Annotated in this window: 22 protein-coding genes; 12 read left to right on the top strand and 10 right to left on the bottom strand. The window is 69.1% G+C overall.

Annotated features, from left to right (window positions below; translation table 11 throughout):
- Positions 1–45: 45 nt before the first annotated feature.
- Both QNO12_RS11740 and QNO12_RS11735 read left to right on the top strand, forming a co-directional pair.
- A complete protein-coding gene (locus tag QNO12_RS11740) occupies positions 46–1,260 on the top strand; it encodes a sensor histidine kinase (protein ID WP_257503415.1) in 1,215 nt (404 codons plus the stop codon).
- Positions 1,257–1,940, top strand: a complete 684-nt coding sequence (locus QNO12_RS11735; RefSeq protein ID WP_257503414.1) for a response regulator — start codon at positions 1,257–1,259, stop codon at positions 1,938–1,940. The genes QNO12_RS11740 and QNO12_RS11735 overlap by 4 nt, the downstream gene beginning before the upstream one ends.
- A 48-nt stretch (positions 1,941–1,988) precedes the next feature.
- On the opposite strand, the gene QNO12_RS11730 is transcribed toward QNO12_RS11735, so the two are convergent.
- Positions 1,989–2,462, bottom strand: coding sequence for a DNA modification methylase (locus QNO12_RS11730; protein ID WP_257503413.1), 474 nt, complete (start codon positions 2,460–2,462; stop codon positions 1,989–1,991).
- Positions 2,463–2,608: 146 nt separating this feature from the next.
- On the opposite strand from QNO12_RS11730, the gene QNO12_RS11725 reads away from it, so the two are divergent.
- Positions 2,609–3,091: a CarD family transcriptional regulator gene (locus QNO12_RS11725; RefSeq protein ID WP_257503412.1), complete on the top strand. Its 483-nt coding sequence runs from the start codon at positions 2,609–2,611 to the stop codon at positions 3,089–3,091.
- A gap of 140 nt (positions 3,092–3,231) precedes the next feature.
- Entirely contained in the window at positions 3,232–4,437 is a 1,206-nt protein-coding gene (ispD, locus tag QNO12_RS11720) for a 2-C-methyl-D-erythritol 4-phosphate cytidylyltransferase (RefSeq protein WP_257503411.1), read from the top strand.
- Between the two features lie 19 nt (positions 4,438–4,456).
- Here ispD and QNO12_RS11715 read toward each other — a convergent pair whose 3' ends face one another.
- Together QNO12_RS11715 and QNO12_RS11710 are read right to left on the bottom strand one after the other, a co-directional pair.
- Entirely contained in the window at positions 4,457–4,918 is a 462-nt protein-coding gene (locus QNO12_RS11715) for a GNAT family N-acetyltransferase (protein WP_374761042.1), read from the bottom strand.
- Between the two features lie 2 nt (positions 4,919–4,920).
- Positions 4,921–5,847: a DMT family transporter gene (locus QNO12_RS11710; protein ID WP_257503410.1), complete on the bottom strand. Its 927-nt coding sequence runs from the start codon at positions 5,845–5,847 to the stop codon at positions 4,921–4,923.
- Between the two features lie 102 nt (positions 5,848–5,949).
- Between QNO12_RS11710 and cysS the strand changes: the two genes are divergently transcribed.
- The 3 genes from cysS to QNO12_RS11695 all read left to right on the top strand — a co-directional run bounded on the left by cysS (position 5,950) and on the right by QNO12_RS11695 (position 9,127).
- Positions 5,950–7,410, top strand: a complete 1,461-nt coding sequence (gene cysS / locus QNO12_RS11705; RefSeq protein WP_257503409.1) for a cysteine--tRNA ligase — start codon at positions 5,950–5,952, stop codon at positions 7,408–7,410.
- A 3-nt stretch (positions 7,411–7,413) separates the two neighbouring features.
- Entirely contained in the window at positions 7,414–8,406 is a 993-nt protein-coding gene (gene rlmB, locus QNO12_RS11700; RefSeq protein WP_257503408.1) for a 23S rRNA (guanosine(2251)-2'-O)-methyltransferase RlmB, read from the top strand.
- 79 nt (positions 8,407–8,485) lie between these two features.
- The gene (locus QNO12_RS11695; protein ID WP_257503407.1) at positions 8,486–9,127 is read left to right on the top strand and encodes an NAD(P)-dependent oxidoreductase; all 642 of its coding nucleotides are present in this window, start codon (positions 8,486–8,488) and stop codon (positions 9,125–9,127) included.
- A 40-nt stretch (positions 9,128–9,167) separates the two neighbouring features.
- On the opposite strand, the gene QNO12_RS11690 is transcribed toward QNO12_RS11695, so the two are convergent.
- Complete coding sequence (locus QNO12_RS11690) at positions 9,168–10,607, bottom strand: amidohydrolase family protein (RefSeq protein WP_257523013.1); 1,440 nt, start codon at positions 10,605–10,607, stop codon at positions 9,168–9,170.
- A gap of 270 nt (positions 10,608–10,877) precedes the next feature.
- Between QNO12_RS11690 and QNO12_RS11685 the strand changes: the two genes are divergently transcribed.
- Positions 10,878–11,585 carry an SDR family NAD(P)-dependent oxidoreductase gene (locus QNO12_RS11685; protein WP_257503405.1) on the top strand — a complete coding sequence of 236 codons (708 nt, stop codon included), beginning with the start codon at positions 10,878–10,880 and terminating at the stop codon, positions 11,583–11,585.
- 50 nt (positions 11,586–11,635) lie between these two features.
- On the opposite strand, the gene QNO12_RS11680 is transcribed toward QNO12_RS11685, so the two are convergent.
- Positions 11,636–12,505 (bottom strand): NAD(P)-dependent oxidoreductase, encoded by an 870-nt coding sequence (locus QNO12_RS11680; protein ID WP_257503404.1) that lies wholly within the window; start codon positions 12,503–12,505, stop codon positions 11,636–11,638.
- On the bottom strand, positions 12,502–13,884 hold the full coding sequence (locus tag QNO12_RS11675) for a M24 family metallopeptidase (protein WP_257503403.1): 1,383 nt from the start codon (positions 13,882–13,884) through the stop codon (positions 12,502–12,504). The genes QNO12_RS11680 and QNO12_RS11675 overlap by 4 nt, the downstream gene beginning before the upstream one ends.
- A 136-nt stretch (positions 13,885–14,020) precedes the next feature.
- On the opposite strand from QNO12_RS11675, the gene QNO12_RS11670 reads away from it, so the two are divergent.
- Positions 14,021–14,716 carry a helix-turn-helix domain-containing protein gene (locus QNO12_RS11670; RefSeq protein WP_257503402.1) on the top strand — a complete coding sequence of 232 codons (696 nt, stop codon included), beginning with the start codon at positions 14,021–14,023 and terminating at the stop codon, positions 14,714–14,716.
- A 15-nt stretch (positions 14,717–14,731) separates the two neighbouring features.
- Here QNO12_RS11670 and QNO12_RS11665 read toward each other — a convergent pair whose 3' ends face one another.
- A complete protein-coding gene (locus QNO12_RS11665) occupies positions 14,732–15,793 on the bottom strand; it encodes a zinc-dependent alcohol dehydrogenase (protein WP_257503401.1) in 1,062 nt (353 codons plus the stop codon).
- Positions 15,790–16,101: a Dabb family protein gene (locus QNO12_RS11660; protein ID WP_257503400.1), complete on the bottom strand. Its 312-nt coding sequence runs from the start codon at positions 16,099–16,101 to the stop codon at positions 15,790–15,792. The genes QNO12_RS11665 and QNO12_RS11660 overlap by 4 nt, the downstream gene beginning before the upstream one ends.
- Positions 16,102–16,274: 173 nt before the next feature.
- Between QNO12_RS11660 and QNO12_RS11655 the strand changes: the two genes are divergently transcribed.
- Positions 16,275–17,306: a ketopantoate reductase family protein gene (locus tag QNO12_RS11655; RefSeq protein ID WP_257503399.1), complete on the top strand. Its 1,032-nt coding sequence runs from the start codon at positions 16,275–16,277 to the stop codon at positions 17,304–17,306.
- Between the two features lie 46 nt (positions 17,307–17,352).
- Here the strand turns inward: QNO12_RS11655 and QNO12_RS11650 are convergent, their stop codons facing one another.
- Positions 17,353–18,048, bottom strand: coding sequence for a GntR family transcriptional regulator (locus QNO12_RS11650; protein ID WP_257503398.1), 696 nt, complete (start codon positions 18,046–18,048; stop codon positions 17,353–17,355).
- Complete coding sequence (locus QNO12_RS11645) at positions 18,045–18,575, bottom strand: VOC family protein (protein ID WP_257503397.1); 531 nt, start codon at positions 18,573–18,575, stop codon at positions 18,045–18,047. Before QNO12_RS11645 ends, QNO12_RS11650 begins: the two co-directional genes overlap by 4 nt.
- Positions 18,576–18,792: 217 nt before the next feature.
- Here QNO12_RS11645 and QNO12_RS11640 point away from each other — a divergent pair, with 217 nt between their 5' ends.
- Positions 18,793–20,982, top strand: coding sequence for an alpha-ketoacid dehydrogenase subunit alpha/beta (locus tag QNO12_RS11640; protein WP_257503396.1), 2,190 nt, complete (start codon positions 18,793–18,795; stop codon positions 20,980–20,982).
- Positions 20,967–22,271 (top strand): dihydrolipoamide acetyltransferase family protein, encoded by a 1,305-nt coding sequence (locus QNO12_RS11635; protein ID WP_257503395.1) that lies wholly within the window; start codon positions 20,967–20,969, stop codon positions 22,269–22,271. The genes QNO12_RS11640 and QNO12_RS11635 overlap by 16 nt, the downstream gene beginning before the upstream one ends.

The following is a 22,271-nucleotide window of genomic DNA, read 5'->3' as shown; positions in this document are numbered from 1 at the left end:
CGAAAGCGAACGGAAGCACGGCATCCACGCCCGTACGCTGGGTATATGGACACGACGCAGCTTGTGCTGCTCGCCCTGCTGGTGGGGGCGATCATCGGGGGCTCCGTCGCCGCAGTCATCGTCGTGTCGCTGCGCGCGCGCAACCGGGCGCGGGCGGAAACCTCCACGCTCATTCCGGACGGGGTCCGCGAGGTCCTGCGGGGAATGGACGACGCAGCGGTGGTCGTGGACAGCTCCTCGACGGTCGTGGCGGCCTCTTCCGCTGCCGGTCCGTTCCGCCTCGCCGAGGGCGAGGTGGTGCGCTCCGACGAGCTGCGCGCGGTGGCCCGCCGCGTGCGCGACGGGGATTCCGCGACGACCGTCACCCTTCGACTGCAGCGCGGCGCACCACCGGCCGAGCCGCGCCTGGTGGTGGTGCGGGCGACGCGGATCTCTCCGCGACTGAGCCTGCTGGTGATGCGTGATATCACCGAGCGCGAGCGTGTGGAGCAGATGCGCCGAGACTTCGTCGCCAACACCAGTCACGAGCTGAAGACCCCGGTGGGCGCGGTCAGCCTGCTCGCCGAGGCGATCGAATCCGCCGCCGACGATCCCGACCAGGTGCGCAATTTCGCGTCGCGGCTGACGGCGGAGGCGTCCCGTCTCGCGTCGCTGACCGCGCGCATCATGAACCTCTCGCGCCTGCAGGCAGCCGATGAGCTCACCGACGACCGCGACGTGGCCGTCGACGAGATCGTCGCGGCGGCCGTGGAAGCGCACGCGTTGCAGGCAGGCTCTGCCGGCGTGGCTGTCGTGCGCGGCGGACAACGCGGCCTTTATGTGCGCGGCGATGCGCAGATCCTGATCGAGGCGGTCGGCAACCTGCTGGCCAACGCGATCCACTACTCGCCGCCGGGCTCCGAAGTCGGCGTGGGAGTCAAAGCCGCCGATCGCGTCGTGGAGATCGCCGTCGCCGACCGGGGGATCGGTATCCCCGAGCCAGACCAGGAGCGGATCTTCGAACGGTTCTACCGGGCCGACCAGGCGCGTTCCCGCCGCACCGGCGGCACCGGACTGGGACTGGCGATCGTCAAGCACGCCGTGCAGCGCCACGGGGGCGAGGTGCGGCTGTGGTCACGGCCGGGACGGGGGTCCACCTTCACCATCCGCCTCCCGCAGATCGATCCGCCCGCCGACCAGGTGCCGCCCCCGCGGCGGGGCAAGAAGAAGCGACCCGTCGCGGCGCCGGCAGTCACCCCCACGAATGGAGCATCCGCATGACTCGCGTTCTGATCGTCGAGGACGAGCCCGATCTGGCCGATCCGCTCGCCTATCTGCTGCGGCGAGAGGGGTACGACGTCGAGATCGCCGAAGACGGCCCGTCGGCCTTGGTCGCGTTCCGCGAACGCGGCGCGGACATCGTGCTGCTGGATCTCATGCTGCCCGGAATGTCCGGGACCGAGGTGTGCCGCCAGATTCGCGCGACCTCACGCGTGCCGATCATCATGGTGACGGCGAAGGACTCCGAGGTGGACATCGTGGTGGGATTGGAGCTCGGTGCGGACGACTATGTCACCAAGCCCTACTCCGCCCGCGAGCTGCTCGCGCGCATGCGTGCGGTGCTTCGCCGACTGGCGCAGACCGAGACGGACCTGGAGGAGCACGTCCTCGACGGTGGACGTGTGGTGCTGGACATCGATCGGCACACCGTCGCGGTGGATGGGCGCGAGATCAACATGCCGCTCAAGGAATTCGAGCTGCTGGAGGTACTCATGCGCAATGCCGGGCGGGTGCTGACGCGCGGCCAGCTCATCGACCGGGTGTGGGGCACCGACTACTTCGGCGACACCAAGACCTTGGACGTGCACATCAAACGGATACGCTCACGCATCGAAGAGCATCCCAGCGAGCCGGCGATGCTGATGACGGTCCGCGGACTGGGCTACCGCTTCGAGAACTGACCGGGAGCGCCGGATCGATTCGACGTGCCCGCGACGGGTGACTCCGGATCAGGGCGCCAGGCCGGCGAGGTAGTCGAGCGAGTCATCGAGCACCGGCACGGTGAACAGGATGCCGTCGGCGTCGCCGGACTGGAAGTACATCGGCAGGTCCGAACCCGGCTTGGTGTCGATGCCCTCGAGCAGCAGCGGCTCGGTCTCTTCGGTTCCCAGGCTCACTGTCGTGTTCGCCGGAACGCGGATGGACTCGGTGGACTTGGCCGAGCCTTCACCGAACTCGATCCGCAGCGTCTGCGAGTCGGAGGTGGCGTTGACGATCGCCGCGACGAGATTGCCGTCGTTGCCTTCCTCGTCGGCCACGATCAGGACGTTGCGCACCTCGAGGGGTCCCGAGTCCGGGATGTTCACGCCATCCGACGGCGAATACTGCAGCGTGGTGGCCTGCACGGAGATCATCGAGCAGCCGCTGGTACCGAGGACCACGAGGGCGCCTAGGGCGAGCGACGCGATAAGGCGCGATTTCACAGATCCTCCTGGGACGGCTGACGGCATCTCTAGCATTCTAGGGGGTGGCCGCGACGACCGTTGGGGGTGCACCGGTGGGGCGGGCGGCGAACCTTACCCTATGTTGGCCTGTGGTATCCTAGAGGTTGCCGAAAGGACATAACTACATGCTTTTTGAGGTTGGCGAAACGGTCGTCTACCCCCACCATGGGGCCGCGACGATCATCGAAGTCAAGGACCGGGTCATCAGGGGCGAGACCAAGAAATACCTGAAGCTCAACGTCACCCAGGGCGATCTCATCATCGAGGTCCCCGCAGAGAATGTCGACCTCGTCGGCGTGCGTGACGTCATCGGTAAAGAGGGTCTGGACCGGGTGTTCGAAGTGCTCCGTGCACCGTTCACCGAAGAGCCGACCAACTGGTCCCGCCGGTACAAGGCGAACCTCGAAAAGCTCGCGTCCGGCGATGTCATCAAGGTCAGCGAAGTCGTCCGCGACCTGTGGCGCCGCGATCAGGACCGTGGGCTGTCCGCCGGCGAGAAGCGCATGCTCGCCAAGGCGAAGCAGATCCTCATCTCCGAACTCGCGCTCGCCGAGAAGACCGACGAAGAGAAGGCCGGCGCCATCCTCGACGAGGTCCTCGCGTCTTGAGTCGTCACGGAGCAATGCGCGCAGCGCGTTGCTGCGTGACGCATCTCGATACGCGCTGCGCGCTACACGATGACCGGTCTGGCAGGCGGCGCGCGACAGCTGGACTCCGCGTGAGCGCAGGCGACCGGTAGCGTGAGGGCGTGAGCATCACGCCCGTTCCCCGTGTCGCTGTCATCGTCGTTGCGGCAGGCTCCGGCACGCGTCTCGGTGCCGCAGTCCCCAAAGCCTTCGTCGGGATCGACGAGCACAGCATGCTCCGGCATGCGCTGGCCCGCGTGTTCGCCGCGCCTGCGGCGCAGGTCGTGGTCGTCGCGCCCGCCGGCCGCGAGGGCGACGCGCTCACCGAGGCGATAGCGGCCGCCGGCGATCGCCGGGAACTCGTCTCCGTCGCCACCGGCGGCGCCACCCGGCAGGCCTCTGTCGCCGCCGGGCTGGAAGCCCTCTGGGGCGATGTCGAGATCGTGCTCGTTCACGACGCTGCACGCGCCCTCGCGCCGCCTGCCCTCTTCGAACGGGTCATCGCCGCCATCGAGACCGGCTCCGCCGGGGCCATCCCCGTGCTGCCGGTCATCGACACGATCAAACGGGTCGAGAACGAACGGATCGTGGCCGCGGTCGACCGCTCCGAGCTGTCTGCTGCGCAGACGCCGCAGGGCTTCCGCCGCGGCATCCTGGACGCTGCGTACCGCACCGCGACGCAGGAGCACACCGACGACGCGGCCCTGGTGGCAGCGGCAGGGCACTCCGTCGCGGTGGTCGAGGGGGATCCGCTCGCGTTCAAGATCACCACGCCGGCGGATCTGGAGCGCGCCCGCCCGCTCGTGGCGCGGCATCCGCTGGGCCGTTCCGACGCCCGGCTGGAGAACTCACCGCCCCCGCCCCGTGTGGGCATCGGCACCGACGTCCACGGATTCGGCGGTGAGGGCGCGCTGTGGCTGGCCGGACTGGAGTGGCCGGGGGAGCAGGCGCTGTCCGGGCACTCCGACGGCGATGCGGTCGCCCACGCCATCGTGGATGCGCTGCTGTCCGCGGCAGGGCTGGGCGACATCGGAACGCATTTCGGCACGGACCACCCGGAGTACGCCGGCGCGCACGCGGGGGTGTTCCTCTCCCGGACGGTGGCGCTGCTGGGCGAGGCAGGCTACCGGGTGGGCAACGTGGCGGTGCAGGTGCAGGCCAATCGACCGCGCTTTGCGGCGCGCCGCGTCGAGGCGGAGGCGGTGCTGTCGGCGGCGCTCGACGGCGCCCCGGTCTCGGTGTCGGCCACCACCACCGACGGACTCGGCTTTCCCGGCCGCGGTGAGGGCGTCGCCGCGTTCGCGATGGCGCTGGTCGTGCCGGCCTGACCCGGCCGGGCGCGGCCCGTCAGAGGGCCCGCGTCATGAACACCGAGAACGGGTCATCGGCATACCCGTCGAACGGGTCGCAGCGGACGAACCCCTCGCTCTCGTAGAGGCGCTGCGCGGGAACGAAGTCGTCGGGACTGCCCGTCTCCAGCCACAGGCTCCGCATGCCCCGTTCGCGCGCAACGGCGACGATGTGACGCAGGATCGCGCGTCCCACACCGCCGCCGCGGAACCGGTCGTGCACGCGCATCGACTTCACCTCGCCGCGTTCGGCGTCGATGGACTTGAGAGCGCCGATGCCGGCCAGGTCATCGCCGATCCACGCCGACCAGAACGTGATGGACGGATGCCGCAGGCCGTCGATGTCGAGCGCGTGCACGCTCTCGGGCGGGGAGGTCTCGTACATGCCGGCCAGATGCGCCGCGATCAACTGCCGGGTGTCCGCCCCGGAGAGATCGTCGGGTCGAATCTCGATGCCCACGCTCAGCCCTCCACCGCGAACGGGACGGGGTCCCGTGGGGCGCGCGATCCCCACGCCAGCAGCGCCAGTCCGACGGCCAGGACGATCAGGCCGGCGATGGCCAGGACGGAGAGCCGTTCGCCCAGGACGGTGATCCCCAGCACGCTCGCCGTCAGCGGCTCGCCGAGGGTGAGCGTCGCCGCCGTGGCGGCCGTCAGCCCGCCCAGGCCCCAAGTGAACAGCACGTACGCGATCGAGATCGTCGCGATCCCCAGCCACAGCGCCATCACCACGCCCGGTGTCGTCGCCAGCCACCGGAGGTCCACGAAGGGCAGCACCAGCGCCGAGAGCACCGCGGAGCCGGCCCCCATCGACCCGACCACGGTGAACGCGTCCCAGCCCTGGTCGAGCAGCCGCCGCTGCACGTTGGCGATGACCGCGAAGGTCGCACCCGCCCCCACACTGCCGATGAGGCCGAGCGGATCCGTGCCCGTGGTGGCGCCGGCCTCGCCGCCGAATCCGAGGAGCACGACCCCGACGGTGGCCAGAGCGGTCGCGATGATCCAGGTGCCGCCGGGGACCCGTCGGGTCAGCGCCCACTCGAGCAGACCGGCCAGGATCGGCGCGGACCCCAGCGCGACGACCGTCCCCACCGCGACCCCGTTGCGCTCCGTGCCCAAGAAGAACAGCGGCTGATACAGGGCGAGGCAGAAGCCGGTCAGACCCATCAGCGCCAGCGGCCGGACGCCGAATCGGGGCGGACGGGCCGGTGAGCGGCGTGCATGACGGCGGGCCAGCACGAACGCGATGGCCGCGAGGCCCGTGCCGCCGATGACCAGACGCACCGCGCCGACCGACAACGGCGTCGTATTCTCGGGGCCGAGCGCCATCGAGGTGCCCGTCGTGCCGAACAACAGGGCCGCGGCGAGGACGGCGAAGACGTGAAGCACAGTGTCATTGATACTCCATACCCGCGGGCCGCCCGGACGCTGGCAGAACGGACCCTGGATCGCGGCCAGGTTGGGTCGGAGTTGCGCCGGTAGGCTGGTGCAGTGACACCCGGTACACCGCCCGTGCGGCTCTATGACACGAAAGCCCAGACGCTGCGCGCTTTCGCGCCTCTGGACCCGTCGAACGTGACGGTGTACGTGTGCGGACCCACGGTGCAGTCCGGGCCGCACATCGGTCACCTTCGCGGCGCCTTGAGCTTCGACCTGCTGCGGCGGTGGCTGGCCCACCGGTTCGGGCGGGTCACGTTCGTCCGCAACGTCACCGACATCGACGACAAGGTGCTCGCCAACGCGACCGAAGCCGAGCCCTGGTGGGCGCTGGCGTACCGCATGGAGCAGGAGTTCACCCGCGCGTACACGGCGATCGGCATCCTGCCGCCGACCTACGAACCACGGGCGACCGCATCCATCCCGCAGATGCAGGAGCTCATCGCCCGCCTCATCGAGCGCGGCAACGCGTATGCCGCCACGGACTCGGCGACCGGTGCGGGTGACGTCTATTTCGACGTGCGGTCCTGGCCCGAGTACGGCAGCCTCACCCGCCAGTCACTGGACGCCATGGAAGCCGCCCAGGACGCGGATCCCCGCGGCAAGCGGGATCCGCACGACTTCGCGCTGTGGAAGGGCGCGAAGGCCGGTGAGCCCTCCAGCGCAACGTGGGATTCGCCGTGGGGACCGGGCCGCCCGGGCTGGCACATCGAATGCTCGGCGATGTCGCGGCGCTACCTGGGCCCGGAGTTCGACATTCACGGCGGCGGCCTGGACCTGCGCTTCCCGCACCACGAGAACGAACTGGCGCAGTCCACCGCGGCCGGGGATCCGTTCGCGCGCTACTGGGTGCACAACGGGCTCGTGACCGTCGGCGACCAGAAGATGTCCAAGTCACTGGAGAACTTCCTGCTCGCAGCGGACGTCCTCAGCGCGCGCGATCCGCTGGTGGTCCGCTACGCGCTGGCCTCCGCCCACTACCGCTCGAACCTCGACATCACGGCCTCGTCGTTCGACGAGGCCGAGGCCGCGCTGGAGCGGATCCGCGCCTTCATGGAGCGCGCGGTCCGCACGCTGCGCGATGAGTCCGACGATCTGCGCATCGAGGTGACCGTCCCGGCGCGGTTCGCTGCGGCGATGGACGACGATCTGGGTGTCCCGCAGGCGCTCGCGGTGATCCACGAGACGGTCCGCCTGGGCAACACGGCGCTGGATGACGGTGACCTCGCCGCAGCCCGCGGAGCTTTCGCCGACATCGCGGTCATGACCGGCATCCTGGGGATCGACCCGCTCGATCCGGCTTGGAACACCGGGTCCGGCGGCGCCGAGGCGTCCGCGCTGGACGCGCTCGTGCGCACTCTCATCACCCAGCGCGCCGCTGCGCGCGCTGCCAAGGACTGGGCGGCGGCCGATCGCATCCGCGACGCGGTCGCAGCCGCGGGCATCGCGCTCGAAGACGGTGCCGACGGCACCCATTGGAATCTGCTCGGGACACAGCCCGGGACGAAGGAGTAGGACATGGCCGGTAAGCCGGGGCGCCCGGGCGCCAGCAAGGGCAAGAAGGGCCCCACCAAGGGCACAGGCGGCAAGAACAAGCGATCGCTGGAAGGACGCGGACCGACCCCGAAGGCGGAGGACCGGGCGTGGCACCCCGCGGGCAAGCGCAAAGCCGCGGCCGAGCGCTATTCCGCTGCCGGCGGCTCGGGCAAGCCGGGGCAGAAGGCGAGTGCCTCGCGGCAGTCGCGCGCGAAGAAGGACGATGACACCGAGGTCGTGACCGGGCGCAACTCCGTTCTGGAAGCACTCCGTGCCAAGATCCCCGCGACCGCCTTCTACATCGCTCAGCGGGTGGAGATGGACGACCGCGTCAAGGAGATGCTGTCGATCGCCACGCATCGCGAGATCCCGGTGATGGAGGTCACGCGGCCCGAACTGGACCGCATGGCCGGCTTCGACGGCGTCCACCAGGGCGTCGCGCTGAAGGTGCCGCCGTACGAGTACGCGCACCCGCAGGATCTTCTGGAGCAGGTCATCGACCGCGGCCAGACGCCCCTGTTCGTCGCTCTGGACGGGGTGACCGACCCGCGCAACCTGGGCGCGATCATCCGCTCCACGGGAGCGTTCGGCGGCCACGGCGTGATCCTGCCGCAGCGACGGTCGGCGAGCGTGAACAGCGCCGCTTGGAAGACCAGTGCGGGCGCCGCAGCACGCATCCCGGTGGCGATCGCACCGAATCTCACGGCCACCCTGAAGGAATTCAAGAAGCAGGGCGTCTTCGTCCTCGGACTCGATGGCGGGGGAGACGTGTCACTGCCTGACCTCGCACTCGCCGACCGCCCGGTCGTCATCGTCGTCGGCTCGGAGGGCAAGGGGCTGTCTCGCCTGGTCAGCGAGAACTGCGACCAGATCGTGTCCATCCCCATCGACACGGCGACCGAGTCGCTGAACGCGGGGATCGCGGCATCCGTCGCCCTCTACCAGGTCTCCACGCTGCGCGCGCAGGGCAAATGATTGCGTCACACGTTCGATCCACGGCAATGAACCAGCCAGACTGAGACTTGAGACCCGAAACCCCGTCGAAAGGAACAGCATGACTCGCATCGCCGTCATCGGAGGAACCGGCTACGCCGGCCGCAACATCGTCGCCGAGGCGGTGAGTCGCGGGCACACGGTGGTGTCGGTCGCGCGGAACGTTCCCGCTGAGCGGGTCGAGGGTGCCACGTACCTGGAGGGGAACATCCTCGATGTGCCCAGCCTGGTCAGCGAGTTGGAGGGCGTCGAGGTCGTCGTCTCCACCGTCCCGGCCCGCGGCGACATGGTGGGCAACGTGCGGCCGAGCACGGCCGAGCTGGTCGCTGCGCTGCCCGAGAACGTACGCGTCGGCGTGATCGGCGGCGCAGGCGGCAGCCTCATCGCCGAAGGCGGTCCGCGACTGGTGGACCAGGATTCCTTCACCGAGGAGTACAAGCCCGAAGCGCTCGAGGCGATCGGCATCCTTGAGGATCTGCAGGCGACGGACGCCTCGCGCGACTGGTTCTACGTGCATCCCGCGGGCGGGTTCGGCGTCTACAACCCGGGAGAGCGCACCGGCTCGTACCGCATCGGCGGCGACGTGCTGGTCACCGATGACGAAGGGAACTCGTACATCTCCGGCCAGGATCTGGCCGTCGCGATCGTCGACGAGATCGAATCGCCGAAGTACTCGCGCGCACGCTTCACCGTCGGATACTGAGCGCAGGGTGGGGCCGCTGATTGCGACCCCACCCCGACCGCTACTTCTTGTACTGATACGGGTTGAAGAGCACTTCGCTCTCGGGGATCTCGGGGAACTGACCCGAGATCCAGTCGTCGCCGACCTCGCTCTCCAGATAGGCGACCGTGTCCGCCAGCTTGCCCTTCACGGAGGCCAGGTCCCCGGCGACCACCTTGCCGCCGGCCTTGACCACTTCGCCACCGACCAGCACGGTGTGTACATCGCCGCGCTGGGCCTGGTAGACGATCTGGCCCCAGGGGTTGATCAACGGAGCCCAGGTCGGCGAGTCGTCGTTCTTCAGCAGGACGACGTCGGCGAGCTTGCCCTCCTCGAGCGAACCGATCAGGTGGTCCTTGCCGATCGCCTTGGCCCCGCCTCGGGTGGCCATGTAGACGACATCCTGCGCACGCAGCTTCACGTGGGTGATCGTCTCGGCGGGCTCCAGCTGATGCGCGTGCATGTGCTCGAGCGCACGGTCGGCATTGACGGTGGCCCGCATCGCGGAGAACAGATCGGCGCTGAACCAGACGCTCGTGTCCACTGACAGCGACACCGGGATGCCGTAGCGACGCAGATGGTGAATCGGCGGGTAGCCCTGACCGCAGGTGTCCTCCGACTCCGTCGCGAGTGATACGTTCCCGCCGGTCGCAGCGATCTTCTGGTACGAGTCGGCGGAGAGGGAGGCGGCGTGCACGTAGGTGAACCCCTCCTCCATGACTCCGGCGTCATATGCGTTCCGGATGCCCCAGTCGTTGGTCGCCCCCCAGACGCCGGCGTGGGTCGTGACCCGCAGACCGAGGTCCTTGGCCACTCGATAGGCTGCCAGCTCGGGGAACTCCTCGTCCTGGTTGGGCACGTCGAAGGCGATCTGCGTGCCGAACATCCGGGAGTCATCGCGTGACCTGATCAGCAGGTCCTGGACGGCAGGATCTGCCGTCCACTCCCACGGCGACTGGTGGATGTTGCCGTAGGCGAAGACGAATCGTCCGGGTGAGGACACCAGCGCGTCCACGGCTGCTTCGGCGTGCTCCACGGTGCGCAGGCCGTGCGACCAGTCGACGCTCGTCGTCACCCCGGATTCGACGGCGTCCAGTGCCGAGATGAGGTTGCCGGCCGCATAGTCCTGGGGGCGGAACTTCATGCCGTGCTGCAGGTAGTACCAGACGAAATACTGCGTCAGCGTCCAGTCGGCACCGTACGCGCGCATGGCGGTCTGCCACATGTGCCGATGCGTGTCCACCATGCCGGGCATGATGATCCCGCCCGCGGCGTCGATCTCGAATGTCCCGTCCGGAACGGCCAGGTCGACGCCGACACCGGCGATCTTGCCGTCCACGACGAGGACGTCGCCTTCGGGCAGGACGGTGAGGGCATCGTCCACGGTCAGGACGATCCCGTTCCGGAACACGATGGGTTGGCCGGGCTGAGAAGCGGGTGTGCCGGTCATTGTGACGCTCATCCTCCTTGATTCGCAGTCGCGCGGATGCCGGCTTTCCCCAGCCCGCGCCCTCGCCGCGCACGCTGCTCCTGCTTTACTTGCCAGCGTGATCGACGTGACCTAGGTTAAGCAGTACTGAACACCGATGTCCAGTGCCACTTGGCTCCGTTTCCCGGCCGACTCCGCGCGCGGCGGCGGGCGAAGGGTCGGAACAGTCGCGTATCCCAGTTCGAAGCAATCTGTGGTCGCCGGTTCGGTCGGCACAAGATGACACACCCGCGAGGAGCTGCATTGGGCGACAGGACCATCGTCATCGTCGGTGGAACATCCGGCATCGGACTCGAACTCGCGAAGGACTGCATCGCCCGCGGCGATCGCGTCGTGGTCACCGGGCGCGACCCGGAGCGCACCCAGGCGATCGCGGCATCCCTCGGCGCCGAGGCGACCGGCGTGGCGCTGGACATCTCCGAGCCGGACACGATCGCCGAGCGGCTGAGCTCCGTGGGCAAGGTGCACGGACTCGTGCTCTCCGCGATCGAGCGCGACCAGAACACGATCCGCGAGTTCAACGTCGGTCGCGCCATCCGGCTCGTGACCCTGAAGCTGGTCGGCTATGCCGAGACGGTCCACGCCCTGCTGGACCGGCTGGAGCCCACCGTGGACACGGGCATCGTGCTGTTCGGCGGCCGCGCGAAGGACCTGCCGTATCCGGGCTCGACGACGGTCTCCTCGATCAACGGGGGCGTGACCGGGCTGGTCAACACCCTGGCGCTCGAGCTGGCTCCGATCCGGGTGAATGCCCTCCACCCCGGGATCATCGGCGACAGTCCGTTCTGGGCTGACAAGCCCGACGGCGTGCTCGCCGGATACGAACGGCACACTCCGGGCGGGAAGCTCGCGACGATGGCCGATGTCGTGGATGCGACGCAGTTCCTGTTGCGCAACCGAGGGGTCTCCGCTGTCAACCTCTACGTCGACCGCGGATCCGGCACCATCTGATCCCGGCGCCGCCGCCACGATCGGCGCCCGGACCCCTCGCGCGCGGCGAATCAGGCGAGACCGCGGCGGGAGACCTCGGCGATCGCCGCCCAGTCCAGGTCCCGGAGTTCGGGATCGGCCAGCGCGCGATCGAAGACCGCGATCAGCGCCGGCATCGTCGCGGGGTGCACGCCGCCCGCGACGGCCACCTCCTCCGCGAGCGCGAGGTCCTTCCGGCCGAGGGCGATGTGAAACCCCGGCGGGGCGTACGCGCCGCGGGCGATGATGTCGCCGTACCCCGTGTACACGACGCCGCCGAAGAGCGTGCTGGAGAGCAGTTCGGTGAACAGTGCCGGATCGACGCCCTGGCGTTCGGTCATTGCGACCGTCTCGCCGATGGCCTGCAGCGCGTGGATGATGTTGTAGTTGACTGCTGCCTTCACGGCTGTCGCCACCGACGGTCGATCGCTGATGCGCCACACGCGCCTGCCGAGCAGGGCCAGGTAGGGCTCGACCGCATCGATGTCGGCCGGATCTCCGGCGGCCAGGATGTTCAGGTCGCCGGCGGCCGCCACGGCAGGGCGGCCGAGGACCGGCGCGCTGACGAAGCGGGCACCGGCATCCTGGAATCGCACTTGCAGAGCCTCGGTCAACGACGGGCTGACCGAGGCCATGACCACGTGGCGGCGGCCGGCCGCGGATCTGACGGACTCGGAGTCGAGGACGGCATCGGTGGCGTCGTCGTTGGCCAGCATCGAGAACGACACGTCGGCGGCGAGTGCTTCCCCCGGGGTGGCCGCAGCGCGGGCGCCGAGGGCGACCAGCTCGCGGGCGGGACCGGGCGAGCGGTTCCAGACGGTGACGTCGTGGCCGGCATCGATCAGGCGGCGGGCCATCCCGCCGCCCATCGAGCCCAGCCCGAGGAAGCCGAGTGTGGTCACGCCTCTCCGCGCCCCCAGGTCGTGTTCAGATGCGACTGAGCGTCCCGCTGGAGGTTCAGCGGACCGTCGACCGTGTAATAGCGGCGCCCGGCCACCAGCAGCTCCTCAGCGGGGAACTTGGTGATCACCTCGCAGCCGTCGGCGGTGACGACGAGCTCCTCCTCGATGCGCGCCGCCCCCCACCCGTCCGCGGATGGCCAGTAAGTCTCGAGGGCGAACACGTTGCCTTCCTGCAGCACTTCGGGGTGATCCAGCGAGGTCAGACGCGAGAAGATCGGCTTCTCCCAGATGGACAGTCCGACCCCGTGTCCGTACTGCAGGGCGAACGCAGCCTCCTCGTCCGCGAAGCCGAACTCCTGCGCGGTCGGCCACACTGCCACGATGTCGGCGGTGGTCGCTCCGGGCTTGACGAGGGCGATCGCGCGGTCCATGTACTCCCGCGATCGCGTGTAGGCGTCCCGCTGTGCGGAGCTGGCCGAGCCAACCGCGAACGTGCGGTAATAGCAGGTGCGGTAACCGTTCCAGCTGTGCAGGATGTCGAAGAAGGCCGGGTCGCCCGGCCGGATCAGCCGGTCCGAGAAGACGTGTGGGTGCGGTGAGCAGCGTTCGCCGGAGATCGCGTTCACGCCCTCGACGTACTCCGATCCGAGGTCGTAGAGCGTCTTGGCGACCAGGCCCACAGCCTCGTTCTCGCGCACGCCGGGCCGGAGAAACCGGTACAGCTCCTCGTAGGCGGCATCGACCATCGACGCCGCCTGGGTCAGCAGGCGGATCTCGTCGGGTGTCTTGACGCGTCGCGCCTCCATGAAGACCTGCTGACCGTCGACGACCGTGATGCCCTCTCTCTGGAGCGCGAACAGGATCGGCAGTTCGATCACGTCCACGCCGAGGGGCTGGTCGGCGACCCCGAACTTCTCCAGTTCACGCTTGATCTTGCGCGCGACGCCCTCGGCGATCTCCGCGTTGGGCGGGAATGCCCCTCGGAGGGTCGAGATGCCCGCGCGCGCGCCGGATTCCAGGCGAGGCCGCTTGGCACCCTCATGCGCGGCGTTGGGGTCGGCATCCATCTCTGCCGTGGTGGTGTCCAGCCACGGGTTGTAGAGCGCGTGGTGCTTGGCTGCCGATCCGAAGTCCCACACGATGGGGTCGGTGTTGCGGGTGAGGAGGGCGAAGCGGATCAGCTTGTCCATCGCCCACGTGCCGATATGCGTCGCGCTCATGTACCGGATGTTCGAGAAGTCGAACGCCAGCACCGCGCCGAGCTCGGTCACATCGAGTTCCGCCTTCAGCCGCGCGAGCCGGGCATCTCGGAGGCGCTCGAAATCGACCCGCTCCTCCCAGTCGACGGCGTTGGTGCCGGTCGTGCCAGTGCTCTTCATCGAGTCCTCCTGAGCGTCGCTCCACGATCTGCGCGTGCAGTACAGCTTAACAGTAGCGACTGTCTGTCGCCCGTAGAATGACAGCAGCGACCGTGCCATTGCAGGACCGGTTCACGACGAAGGTGAGTGGGAAAGCATGCCGGACAGCCTCGGTGCACGGCTCCGCGAAGTGCGAACGCAGCGTGGGCTCAGCCTGCGCAGCGTTGCGCAGTCGCTCGGCGTCTCGGCGTCCTTGATCTCCCAGGTCGAGATCGGCAAGACGCAGCCTTCGGTGGCCACGTTGTACGCGCTGGCCAGCCACTTGGGCGTCTCGCTCGATGAGTTGATGGGCATTCCGCAGTCCGGGGCGAAGCCGGCCGCGTCGCTGTTCGGTCACTCCGGACCGGCCTTGCCGGACGTGCAGCGCGGGGCGGAGAACCCGCGCATCGAGATGGAGAACGGCGTGGTCTGGGAACGGCTCGCGGTGGGCGCCGGCGGGCCGGCCGATGCGCTTCTGGTCACCTACGCGCCCGGTGCGAGCAGTTCCATCGAGGGGAAGCTGATGCGGCACTCCGGCGTGGAGTACGCCTATCTGCTCGAGGGGGAGCTGACCCTGCATCTGGATTTCGAGACCTTCGTCCTCGGTCCCGGCGACTCGCTCCAGTTCGACTCGGTGAGGCCGCATCTGTACTCGAACCGCACGGGGTCTGTCGCGAAAGGCGTGTGGTTCGTCGTGGGGCGGCGACAGCAGAATGAGTCGCTCCGGGACGCACCCGGCGCGGAGGCGGCCGCCGGGCGGGCTCCGTCCTCGGCCGTGGACGTCCTCCGGGCGATGGACGATCTGGACTCCTGAGACGGTCCGCCGGCGTCAGCGGGAGTGCTGCGCGGCCCGGGGCGTGCTCGCCCACGGATCGACGAGTGTCTTGATCTGACGCGAGCGACCTTCCAGCAGCGGCTGAAGCCCGGCCTCCACGACCTCGTCGATCGGGATCACCTCACCGGCGATGTCGGACCAGTCCTCTCGTGTGCCGAGGAGGCGCACCGCCTCAGGGAAGTCGTCCTGGTACACGTGGGCGACCGTCCCTACGATCGTGAATTCCTTCAGCGTCCACCGGCCCAGAGGTAACGCGGGTTCGCCGCGCTGGATGCCGACCGGCACGATGGTCGCGCCGGGCTTGGCTGCATCGAGCACTGCGGCCAGGCCGGCGGCGGACCCGCTGACCTCGAAGAAGACGTCCACGTCCATCCCGAGCTCATCCAGCCGGGCAGCCATCGGCATCGACCCGGAGATGAGGCCCGAGGCTGCCCCGAGGCGGAGCGCGAGCTCGATCCGGTCCTGATTGAGGTCGACGACCAGCAGCCTGGCGCCGGTGGCGGCTGCGGCGACCGCAATGAACGCTCCGATGCCGCCGACGCCGACGATGACGGCATCCTGGCCGGCGCGCAGCCCACTGCGGCGGACGGCGTGCACGGCGATGGCCATCGGCTGGGTGAGCCCGAGAGTGTCGAGAGCAAGGCCCGAAGCCGACACGTCCAGCACGATCCCGGCCGGCACGAGGACGTAGCCGGCGAGACCGCCATCGTGGTGGAAACCCACCGTCGTGTAGGAACGGCACAGGTTCGTGCGGCCGTTGCGGCAGGGCTTGCACTCTCCACACGAGACGCCGGCGCCGCTGACGACCGTGGCGCCGACCGCGAGCCCGTCCACGCCTCGTCCGACGGCCGCCACGACGCCGACGAACTCGTGGCCCAGCGTCACCGGCGGCACCGCGAGCACCAGCCCGCGGCCGAACTCCGTCGCATCGCTGCCGCAGACGCCGCAGACGGCCACGCGGATCAGGACCTCGCCCTCGGCGGGAGCGGGCACCTCGACCTCCTCGATGCGGAGATCGCCCACATCGTGCAGCACGGCCGCGCGCATCGACGTCATGCGAACGCGCCATCGGAGATGGGCAGCTGCACAGCAGAACGCTCCGCGATCATCCAGCCCAGGTACTTCTCGTAGACCGCCATGTGCTCCGGGTGATCCAGGTAGGTGTTCAGCGCCGCCGCATCGTCGAGGATCGCGGCGATCCCGTAGTCGGCGCCGGCGGGGCGCAGGCGGAGGTTGGCGCCGGCGACATAGGACCGGATCTGGGGGATCCCGGAGGCCATCTCCCGAAGCGCCGCCGTCAGTGCCGCGACATCCGCCTCGGCGACCTCTGGCTTCCAGCGGAAAGCTGCGATGTGGAGGATCATGTCCTGTTCTCCTCGCTGACTGGTGACCTGACCTGAAGATACTGTCGAGCGATTCTCGTGTCGTGTCAAGTGAAGGTGTACAACGGGACCAACCGGCGGGTGTTTCTCAGACTATCGCGGGCCCGGTGTACATCTGCGCTGTATTCTCGATTCGCCCGCGAAGGAGAGGACCCATGATGAGCGACCCGCGGATCGCCGTGCTCGGCGCCGGCGCCAACGGAGCATCGATCGGCGCGGATCTCACCGCCGCCGGTCACGACGTGATGCTCGTGGAGCAGTGGCCCGCGCACGTGGAACGGATGCGGACGGACGGATTGCGCGTACGGACGCCCGAAGGTGAACTGCACGTGCGGCCACGCGTGATCAACCTGTGCGAGGTCGCCGAGGTGAAGACGCAGTTCGACGTGGTGCTCATGGTGATGAAGGCGTACGACTCCCGCTGGGCGGCGCAGCTGTTGGAGCCTCACCTCGTCGCGGACGGTCTGATGGCGGGCGTGCAGAACGGGATGACCGCTCGTGTCGTGGAGGACGTCGTCGGGGCAGAGCGCACCCTGGGGGTGGTCATCGAATGCTCGGCCACGATGAACGAACCCGGTCTGGTGCACCGGCACACGGGCGTGGCGCGGTCGTGGTTCGCCGTCGGAGCTCTCCCCGGCGGACCGTCCGACCGCATCGAGGAGGTTGCGAGTCTGCTCCGACACTCCGGAACAGTCGCCGTCTCGGATGACATCCAGGCCGCGAAGTGGATGAAGCTGGTCAGCAACGCGACGCTCCTGGTCACGTCGGCGGTCCTGGGCCTGCCGATGCTGGACGCCCTGCACCTGCCCGGCTATCGGGACGTCATGGTCGCAGCCGGTGACGAGGCGCTCGCGGTCGGGGCGGCGCTGGGCCACCCGGTGCTGCCGATCTTCGGGCTCACGGCGGAGGAGATCGCCGACAGCTCGAGGGTCGTTCAGATCATGACCGACAAACTCTTCGCGGCGTTCGTGGTGCCCGGCGCCACGACGACCGTCCTGCAGGACTGGCGCAAGGGACGCCACAGCGAAGTCGACGACATCAACGGCCACGTCGTCGGCGAGGGCGCCCGCCTCGGCATCCCCACCCCCGTCAACGCCGTCGTCCTCGAATTGGCGCACCGCATCGAGCGTGGCCGGCTCCAGCCCGACCCGGTGCTCCTCGCGCGCATGCTGGCCGCGGCGCGCTGAGTCGCAGCGCACGCCCGGGCATCGGTCGCTGCCGAGCGGATGACGCTCAGCTCGCGAAGATCTGCGGACTCTTCACCAGCTGGCGCCGGGTGCGGCGGATGTGCCCGGCCAGCACGCGCTCGGCCTCTTCGATATCGCCGTCGCGCAGAGCGGCGACGATCAGGTGGTGCTCCTCGTGGGCGATGCGTCTGGAATCCGCCTCCCACGAGGCGACGTACGCACGCCGATACGGGGCGGTGGTGTTCCAGAGCTTCTGGATGAGATCGCCCAGCACCGAGGTGTGTGCACCGGCGTAACTGGCGAGATGGAACCGCCTGTCCAGCGCGAGGAAGGTGTCGGTGTCGGCTCCCTCGACGGTGATGCGCTGGGCAAGGTCGGCGAGGCTCTGGATCTCGGACGGGCTCAGATGCGGCGCGCTGTAGCGCAGCAGAAGAGGCTCGAGCCGTTCGCGCATCTGATACACCTCCTCGCACTCGGCCAGCGTCAGGCTCGCCACCCAGGCGCCCGCGTTCGCCACGACAGTCACGAGACCTTCGTACTCCAGCTGCTGCAGCGCCTGGCGCACCGGGACTCGGCTCGCGCCGAATCTCGAGGCGAGGTCCTCTTGGCGGATGCGCGTCCCCGGCGGGTAGTCGCCGCGGATGATCCCCTCGCGGATGCTGTGCGCGATGCGCGCGCCGGCGTCGCCGTCCCGGCCGCGACCGGGCTCGAGCGTGCCGCCGGCGCCGTCGTCGTCGCTCATTCGGCCGGCCTCGCCGGATGCCACAGTGTGACCGGAGCCTCCGCTTCGTATGCCTTGCCGTCCGGGAAGCTGACCAGCTCGAACTGCATGCCCCAGGGCGAGCGGAAATACAGCCAGCGCTGACCCGCGGACGCGCCGGCGCTGCGGACCGGTGCACCCATGACCTCCACGCCCTTCTCGCGCAGGAACGCCTCCGCCGCGTCCATGTCGTCGACGTACAGAGCGAGATGATGACCGCCGATGTCGCTGTTGCGCGGCTGTGGACGCTGCCCATCGGCTGCGTCATAGGCGAACACTTCGAGATTGGTGCCCGAACCGAGCCGATAGAACCGGATCTCGCGGATCACCGTTCGCGGATGCACGCCGAGCTGGGTGGCCATCCACTCGTCGTCGGCCCGCTTTTCACCCAGCGTGTAGATCGGGATGGCACCGAGCACGTCGACCAGGAAGCGCTCCGCCTCATCCAGATCGGGCACCGTGAAACCGACGTGATCCACGCCTCGCATGCCGGGCAGCGCTGCACTCATGCCTGACCTCCTCGTCCTGATTGGATCCAGTATGGCAAGCAACGACGCAGCGGCGCAGGCATATCCCGCACAAAGGCTTGTATTGGATCCAATTGAGGGTTAGTTTGACAGCCACGCTCGGTTGCGGCGCGGGATCGGGCAACCGTGATCGGGCAACCGTGATCGGGCATGCATGATCAGGCATGCATGATCAGGCACTGTCGAGGGAGATGGCCGGATGCCGAAGCGACGACGCTTGCAGACCGGGGTGGAATGGGTACAGCTCCAGACCACCCCCGCGGACTGGCAGGCGGCGGATCCCGCACTGCTGAGCACCATGCTGGGACAGCTGCACCTGATCCGGGCATTCGAGGAGTCCGTCCTCGATCTTGCTGCGGACGGTCTCGTGCACGGCCCCGCGCACTCCAGCATCGGCCAGGAGGGCGGAGCGGTCGGTTCCATCGTCGGACTGCGCTCCACGGATGCCGTGAACGGCTCGCACCGCGGTCACCACCAGTTCCTGGCGAAGGCCATTCATCACGTCGCGACCGGTCCGCTCGACCCGGCCGCACTGGTGACGCCGCCGCTGCAAGACCTGCTCCAGCGGACGCTGGCCGAGATCCTGGGCCTGGCGCAGGGATTCTCCGGCGGGAGAGGCGGATCCATGCACCTGCAGTGGCTGGAGGCGGGTGCCCTCGGCACGAACGCCATCGTCGGCGGCGGGGCCCCCATCGCGACCGGACACGCGTGGGCGCAGAAACACGCCGCGACCACCGATGTGTCGATCAACTACTTCGGCGACGGCGCCAGCCAGATCGGGTCCGTTCTGGAATCGATGAACCTCGCCGCGGCGTGGAAGGCGCCGGTCATGTACTTCATCGAGAACAACCTCTACGCCGTATCGACGCACGCCGACGAGGTGACCGCGGACCCCCGGTTCTCGGTGCGCGGACAGGGATTCGGCATCCCCAGCTGGCGTGTGGACGGCATGGACCCGCTCGCGGTCCACCTCGCCACGGACGAGGCGCTCGCCCGCATGCGCGCGGGGGAGGGGCCGGCCATCGTGGAGGCCGAGGTCTACCGCTTCTTCCACCAGAACGGCCCGTACCCCGGGAGCGCGTTCGGCTACCGCACCAAGGACGAAGAGACCGGGTGGCGTGCACGTGACCCGCTTGAGCTGGTGGCGACCCGGATGCGGGAGCTGTCCCTGATCGAGGACGGCACGATCGTCTCGATGCGCGAGCAGGCTCAGGCCGCGATGGCCGCAGCCGTCGCGAATCTCACCGAGGACGACCGCGACGACGACGGCCGCCGCCGTATCCGGCCCGAGCTGTGGCCGGACCCGGCCGTCGTGGACACCGGGATCCGCGGGGACGCGAGCGAATTGGAGGGTCTGGACGCCCGCGAGCCGGAGGAGCACGCCGGCGCCTGGCGCGAGATGAAGTTCGTCGATGCGGTCGCGGCCACGATGGATCGGCGCATGGAGACCGACCAGCGCATCATCGTGCTCGGAGAAGATGTGCACCGCCTCAACGGGGGCACCAACGGCGCGACCAAGGGCCTGGCGCAGAAGTACGGCCCGGACCGCGTGATCGGCACGCCGATCAGCGAGAACGGCTTCTTCGGACTGGCCGGCGGGGTGGCGCTGGATGGGCGCTTCCGGCCCGTGGTGGAGTTCATGTACCCCGACTTCATGTGGGTCGCCGCCGACCAGGTCTTCAACCAGGTCGGCAAGGCCCGGCACATGTTCGGCGGCAACAACACCGTCCCGCTGGTGCTGCGCACCAAAGTCGCGATGGGGTCCGGCTACGGCTCGCAGCACCTGATGGATCCGGCCGGGATCTTCGCGACGCAGCCAGGGTGGCGGATCGCCGCGGCCTCCACCGCGGCGGACTACGTGGGGCTGATGAACGCCGCGCTCGCGCTGGAGGACCCGGTGCTGGTGATCGAGCACGTGGACCTGTACGGACAGGCCGACCGGATCCCGGACGGGGATCTCGACTACGTCATCCCGCCTGGCCACGCCGCCGTGCGTCGGAGCGGATCGGAGGTCACCGTGCTGACCTATCTGTCCATGGTCGGGCACGCCCTGGAGGCTGTGGAGCAGACCGGCATCGACGCCGAGGTGATCGATCTGCGTTGGCTCGACCGGGCGTCGCTGGACTGGGACACGATCGGCGACAGCATCCGCAAGACGAACAACGTGCTGATCGTCGAGCAGGGTGCGCGCGGTCCGTCCTACGGCGGCTGGCTGGCCGACGAGCTGCAGCGCCGGTTCTTCGACTGGCTGGATCAGCCCATCGAGCGGGTGACCGGGGGTGAGGCCAGCCCCAGCATCTCGAAGGTGCTGGAGCGCGCCGCGATCGCCGGTACCGACGACGTGGTCGCCGGCCTGCAACGGATGCGCGCCGCATGGGGAGGCCGCTGATGGGCGTGGTGGTCAGGATGCCGCAGCTGGCAGCAGGCGGGAACGAGGCCGCCATTCAGACCTGGCTGATCGACGTCGGCGACCAGGTCACCGTCGGTCAGGCGATCGTCGAGATAGAGACCGAGAAGGCCGTTGTCGAGTACGAGGCCGAAGCGGACGGAACGATCGCCGGTGTGCTCGTGGCTGCCGGCGAGACGGCCACGGTGGGAAGCCCGATCGCCGTTCTGGCTGCGCCGGGCGAGAGCGCCGAAGAGGCGTTGCGGAGCGTCGAGGCGACGGCGACGGCGACGGCGGCGGCGGCGGCGGTCGCGCAGGATGCCGCGCCCGCACCGACCGCCGAGGTCACGACGGCCACCGCGGCCGCCGCGTCCACTCCGGCCGCCGCGCCGGGTGGAGCCGGCAGCCGACTCTTCGCCAGCCCGCTGGTGCGCAGGCTCGCTCGCGAACGCGGCATCGACCTTTCCGCGGTGGTCGGGTCGGGGCCGAACGGACGGGTCGTGCGACGAGACCTGGATGCCGTTCTGACGGCCGCTCTGGGCGGTTCGGCGCGCGCTGCCGTGCCGCCGGCGCCGGCCTCGGCATCCGCTCACGTCGACGCCGTGCCGGCCCAGTACACCGACATCCCGCACACCGGCATGCGCCGTGCGATCGCCCGGCGGCTGGGTGAGAGCACGGCCACTGTGCCGCACTTCTATCTAGTCGCGCACTGCCGGGTCGACGAGCTGCTCGCCGTGCGCGCACGCATCAACGACGCGGCGGATGTCAGCGTGTCGGTGAACGATCTCGTGGTCAAGGCGGTCGCCGCAGCGCTGCAGGACGTGCCCGAGGCGAACGCCATCTGGACCGACGACGCCATCCGCCGGTTCACCGGCGTCGACCTTGCGATCGCGGTCGCGGTGCCCGGCGGTCTGCTGACACCGGTCGTGCAGGGAGTAGAACGGATGCCGCTCGGCGAGCTCAGCCGCGCCATACGGGATCTCGCGGAACGTGCGCGGGCAGGTCGTCTCAGGCAGCACGAGCTGGAAGGCGGTTCGTTCTCGGTCTCCAACCTGGGCATGTACGGAACCCGGGAGTTCTCGGCGATCATCAACCCGCCGCAGGCGGGGATCTTCGCGGTGGGCGCCGCGACCCGGCGCCCCGTGGTCGATGCCGACGGCGAGCTGGCGGTCGCGACGGTGATGACGGTGACGCTCTCGGCGGATCACCGGGTGCTGGACGGTGCGCTGGCGGCGCAGCTGCTGGCGGCTTTCGTCCGCCGCATCGAGAACCCGGTGAGCGTGCTGGTCTGA

This window comes from Microbacterium sp. zg-B185, assembly GCF_030246885.1.
Taxonomy (GTDB): Bacteria; Actinomycetota; Actinomycetes; order Actinomycetales; family Microbacteriaceae; genus Microbacterium.
The sequence above is the reverse complement of the archived record's forward strand: the minus strand, read 5'-3'. Positions and strand labels throughout refer to the sequence as shown.

What these genes read in the sequence shown, in the direction of transcription:
- rlmB (WP_257503408.1), top strand. Translation starts at nt 7,414, where the DNA reads ATGGCCGGTAAGCCGGGGCGCCCGGGCGCCAGCAAGGGCAAGAAGGGC.
- QNO12_RS11670 (WP_257503402.1), top strand. Translation starts at nt 14,021, where the DNA reads ATGCCGGACAGCCTCGGTGCACGGCTCCGCGAAGTGCGAACGCAGCGT.
- QNO12_RS11690 (WP_257523013.1), bottom strand. Translation starts at nt 10,607, where the DNA reads ATGAGCGTCACAATGACCGGCACACCCGCTTCTCAGCCCGGCCAACCC.
- QNO12_RS11655 (WP_257503399.1), top strand. Translation starts at nt 16,275, where the DNA reads ATGATGAGCGACCCGCGGATCGCCGTGCTCGGCGCCGGCGCCAACGGA.
- QNO12_RS11725 (WP_257503412.1), top strand. Translation starts at nt 2,609, where the DNA reads ATGCTTTTTGAGGTTGGCGAAACGGTCGTCTACCCCCACCATGGGGCC.
- QNO12_RS11695 (WP_257503407.1), top strand. Translation starts at nt 8,486, where the DNA reads ATGACTCGCATCGCCGTCATCGGAGGAACCGGCTACGCCGGCCGCAAC.
- QNO12_RS11665 (WP_257503401.1), bottom strand. Translation starts at nt 15,793, where the DNA reads ATGACGTCGATGCGCGCGGCCGTGCTGCACGATGTGGGCGATCTCCGC.
- QNO12_RS11740 (WP_257503415.1), top strand. Translation starts at nt 46, where the DNA reads ATGGACACGACGCAGCTTGTGCTGCTCGCCCTGCTGGTGGGGGCGATC.
- QNO12_RS11645 (WP_257503397.1), bottom strand. Translation starts at nt 18,575, where the DNA reads ATGAGTGCAGCGCTGCCCGGCATGCGAGGCGTGGATCACGTCGGTTTC.
- QNO12_RS11635 (WP_257503395.1), top strand. Translation starts at nt 20,967, where the DNA reads ATGGGGAGGCCGCTGATGGGCGTGGTGGTCAGGATGCCGCAGCTGGCA.
- QNO12_RS11650 (WP_257503398.1), bottom strand. Translation starts at nt 18,048, where the DNA reads ATGAGCGACGACGACGGCGCCGGCGGCACGCTCGAGCCCGGTCGCGGC.
- QNO12_RS11640 (WP_257503396.1), top strand. Translation starts at nt 18,793, where the DNA reads ATGCCGAAGCGACGACGCTTGCAGACCGGGGTGGAATGGGTACAGCTC.
- QNO12_RS11660 (WP_257503400.1), bottom strand. Translation starts at nt 16,101, where the DNA reads ATGATCCTCCACATCGCAGCTTTCCGCTGGAAGCCAGAGGTCGCCGAG.
- QNO12_RS11675 (WP_257503403.1), bottom strand. Translation starts at nt 13,884, where the DNA reads ATGAAGAGCACTGGCACGACCGGCACCAACGCCGTCGACTGGGAGGAG.
- QNO12_RS11735 (WP_257503414.1), top strand. Translation starts at nt 1,257, where the DNA reads ATGACTCGCGTTCTGATCGTCGAGGACGAGCCCGATCTGGCCGATCCG.